This window comes from Limnobacter sp., assembly GCF_964228395.1.
In the GTDB taxonomy this organism is placed as follows: Bacteria; Pseudomonadota; Gammaproteobacteria; order Burkholderiales; family Burkholderiaceae_B; genus Limnobacter.
The window spans coordinates 1-2,669 of the sequence record NZ_CAXQZX010000130.1 but is presented as its reverse complement, the minus strand read 5'-3'; the positions used below and the strand labels follow the sequence as shown (position 1 = coordinate 2,669).

Annotated in this window: 4 protein-coding genes; all 4 read right to left on the bottom strand. The window is 56.8% G+C overall.

Annotated elements, in window-relative coordinates:
- Positions 1-224: tryptophan synthase subunit alpha (locus tag ACEQU8_RS11345; RefSeq protein ID WP_370263695.1), on the bottom strand; the 224-nt coding region annotated here is incomplete at its 3' end.
- Between the two features lie 9 nt (positions 225-233).
- Positions 234-1,487 (bottom strand): tryptophan synthase subunit beta, encoded by a 1,254-nt coding sequence (gene trpB, locus ACEQU8_RS11340; protein WP_370263693.1) that lies wholly within the window; start codon positions 1,485-1,487, stop codon positions 234-236.
- Positions 1,484-2,134 (bottom strand): phosphoribosylanthranilate isomerase, encoded by a 651-nt coding sequence (locus ACEQU8_RS11335; RefSeq protein WP_370263692.1) that lies wholly within the window; start codon positions 2,132-2,134, stop codon positions 1,484-1,486. Before ACEQU8_RS11335 ends, trpB begins: the two co-directional genes overlap by 4 nt.
- A partial coding sequence (locus tag ACEQU8_RS11330; RefSeq protein WP_370263691.1) for a tRNA pseudouridine(38-40) synthase TruA occupies positions 2,122-2,669 on the bottom strand: 548 nt, incomplete at its 5' end. The genes ACEQU8_RS11335 and ACEQU8_RS11330, both read right to left, overlap by 13 nt.

Sequence of the window (2,669 nt, the reverse complement as noted above, 5' to 3'; positions counted from 1 at the left end):
CCCTTGGCCAGCGCTCTCTCACTGGAGCGCTGAATCACAGGGCCATCTGCCATGGGGTCAGAAAACGGGACACCGAGTTCGATCACATCCGCACCAGCCTGCGCCAGGGCGTGCATCACTGCGACGGTTTGTTCAGGGTCGGGGTCGCCTCCAGTAACAAAGGGCACCAAGCCCTTGCGCCCCTGGGCTTTCAGTTCTTCAAAAACAGCTTTGATGCGAGACATGGTGGTGAATTATTTCTTGTTGCAGGCCGCAGCGGCGCCTGTTTTGCAATCGGGGTGGCAATAAAACTCCGCTCCGCTCATGCGGGCCACGGTGTGCATGTCTTTGTCCCCCCTTCCTGACAAATTCACCAAAATGATTTTGTCTTTGGGCAGGGTTTTGGCCAACTTGGCCGCATGAGCCAAAGCATGGCTGCTTTCCAATGCAGGGATAATGCCCTCAATTCGACAGCAGTTGTGAAAGGCCTCCAGGGCTTCGGTGTCGGTGATGCCCACATACTGGGCACGGCCACTGTCTTTGAGCCAGGCGTGCTCAGGGCCGACCCCTGGGTAATCCAAACCGGCAGACACCGAGTGGGTTTCCACAATTTGGCCATCGTCGCTTTGCAAGAGGTAAGTGCGGTTGCCGTGCAACACGCCGGGTGTGCCCGCCGACAGGGAAGCAGCGTGTTTGCCAGTCTCAATGCCTTCGCCGGCGGCCTCAACACCCACCAGTTGCACCCCGTCCACGCCTATGTAGGGGTGAAAAATCCCCATGGCGTTGGAGCCACCGCCCACACAGGCCAACACATAATCGGGTTGGCGGCCCACTTGCTCGGGCATCTGTTGCAAACACTCCCGGCCAATCACGCTCTGAAAGTCGCGCACCAGCATGGGGTAAGGGTGTGGCCCGGCCACTGTACCGATAATGTAAAAAGTGTCTTCTACATTGGTGACCCAATCCCGCATGGCTTCGTTCAGCGCATCTTTCAAGGTTTTGGAGCCCGAGGTGACCGGCACCACCTCGGCGCCCAGCAATTTCATGCGAAACACGTTCTGCGCTTGCCGCGCCACGTCTTCCTGGCCCATATACACCACGCACTTCATGCCATAACGAGCGGCCACGGTGGCTGTGGCCACGCCGTGCTGGCCAGCACCAGTTTCTGCGATGACGCGCGGCTTGCCCATGCGACGGGCCAAGAGGGCCTGCCCGATGCAGTTGTTCACCTTGTGGGCGCCCGTGTGGTTCAGATCCTCGCGCTTAAAGTAAATTTGAGCACCGCCAAGCAATTCAGACCAACGCTTGGCGTGGTAGATCGGGCTGGGACGACCCACAAAATACTTCAGTTCGTTTTCAAACTCGGCCACAAACTCCGGATCGTTCTGGTAATGGGCATACGCGGCCTTTAGTTCTTCAAGCGCATGCACCAGCGTTTCAGACACAAAGGTGCCTCCGTAGGGGCCAAAGTGTCCAGTTGCATCGGGAAATTCGTAGGGTTTGTTCATGTTGCTGCTCTCGTTGCATCGGCCCGGTGGACCGCCTTGCAAAACTCAAAAATTCTGTTCAGGTCTTTAACGCCCCGGGTGGATTCCACCCCGCTGGACACATCAACCCCATAGGGCCGAATGGCGGCAATCGCCTGTGCGACGTTGGCGTGGTCCAACCCCCCGGATAATACCAAAGCCTGCTTCAAAGCGCCCTGCCCGGGCAGCAAAGACCAGTCAAAAGTATGGCCACTGCCACCATAAGATTCACTCCATGAATCCACCAGCAAGGCTTGCGCGCTGGCGTAACGGGCGCTTTCTTGAGCCAGGTCAACCCCCCCCCGCATGCGAATGGCCTTGATATACGGGCGGGCGAACGACTCGCAATAATCAGGGGTTTCGTCACCATGGAATTGCAACAGCACGTTGGGCATGCCTTGCACCACCTGATGGACCAACTGGGGCTGTGCGTTCACAAACAAAGCCACGGGTGTTTGCCAAGCCCCCAGGCCGCGGGCCAGCGCTGCCGCGGCAGCAGGCTCAATATTGCGCACTGAAGGTGGGTAAAACACAAAGCCCACAGCATCAGCACCCGCTTGGGTGCAGGCCTTGACGGCTTCTTCATTGATCAAGCCACAAATTTTGATGCGGGTTCTTAGGTGATCCATGGAAGCGGCTCAAACAAACGGTGAATTTCAAAGTGCTCAGGGTATTCAATGTGCCACAAGGACAATCCTTGCGCAGCATAAGTTTTGGCGGCCATGCTGCGGTTTTTGCTGACCAAAACAGTGGTCATCCACTCCACGGTTTCCCGCCCCTGCCCAACTTCCATGAGGCATCCCACAATATTTCGAACCATGTGGTGCAAAAAAGCATTCCCGTGAACCTCCAAGTAAGCATGGTCGCCCTGCTCTACCAAGGAAATGCTGTGAATGGTGCGCACTGGGCTGCTGGCCTGGCACTGCGATGCTCTGAATGCAGAAAAATCATGGGTGCCCACCAAACATTGCGCCGCTTCGCGCATGGCATCCAGCTTGAGCGGGTAATGCACCCAGGTCATGTGCGGTTTGAATGGATCGCGCACCTGACTGCTGTAGAAAAAATAACGGTAGGTGCGCGAGATCGCGCTAAAACGGGCATGAAAACTGTCGTCAACATGCGCAGCCCCAGTCACACAAATGGTCGGAGGCAAAAACCGGTTCA

What these genes read in the sequence shown, in the direction of transcription:
- trpB (WP_370263693.1), bottom strand. Translation starts at nt 1,487, where the DNA reads ATGAACAAACCCTACGAATTTCCCGATGCAACTGGACACTTTGGCCCC.
- ACEQU8_RS11335 (WP_370263692.1), bottom strand. Translation starts at nt 2,134, where the DNA reads ATGGATCACCTAAGAACCCGCATCAAAATTTGTGGCTTGATCAATGAA.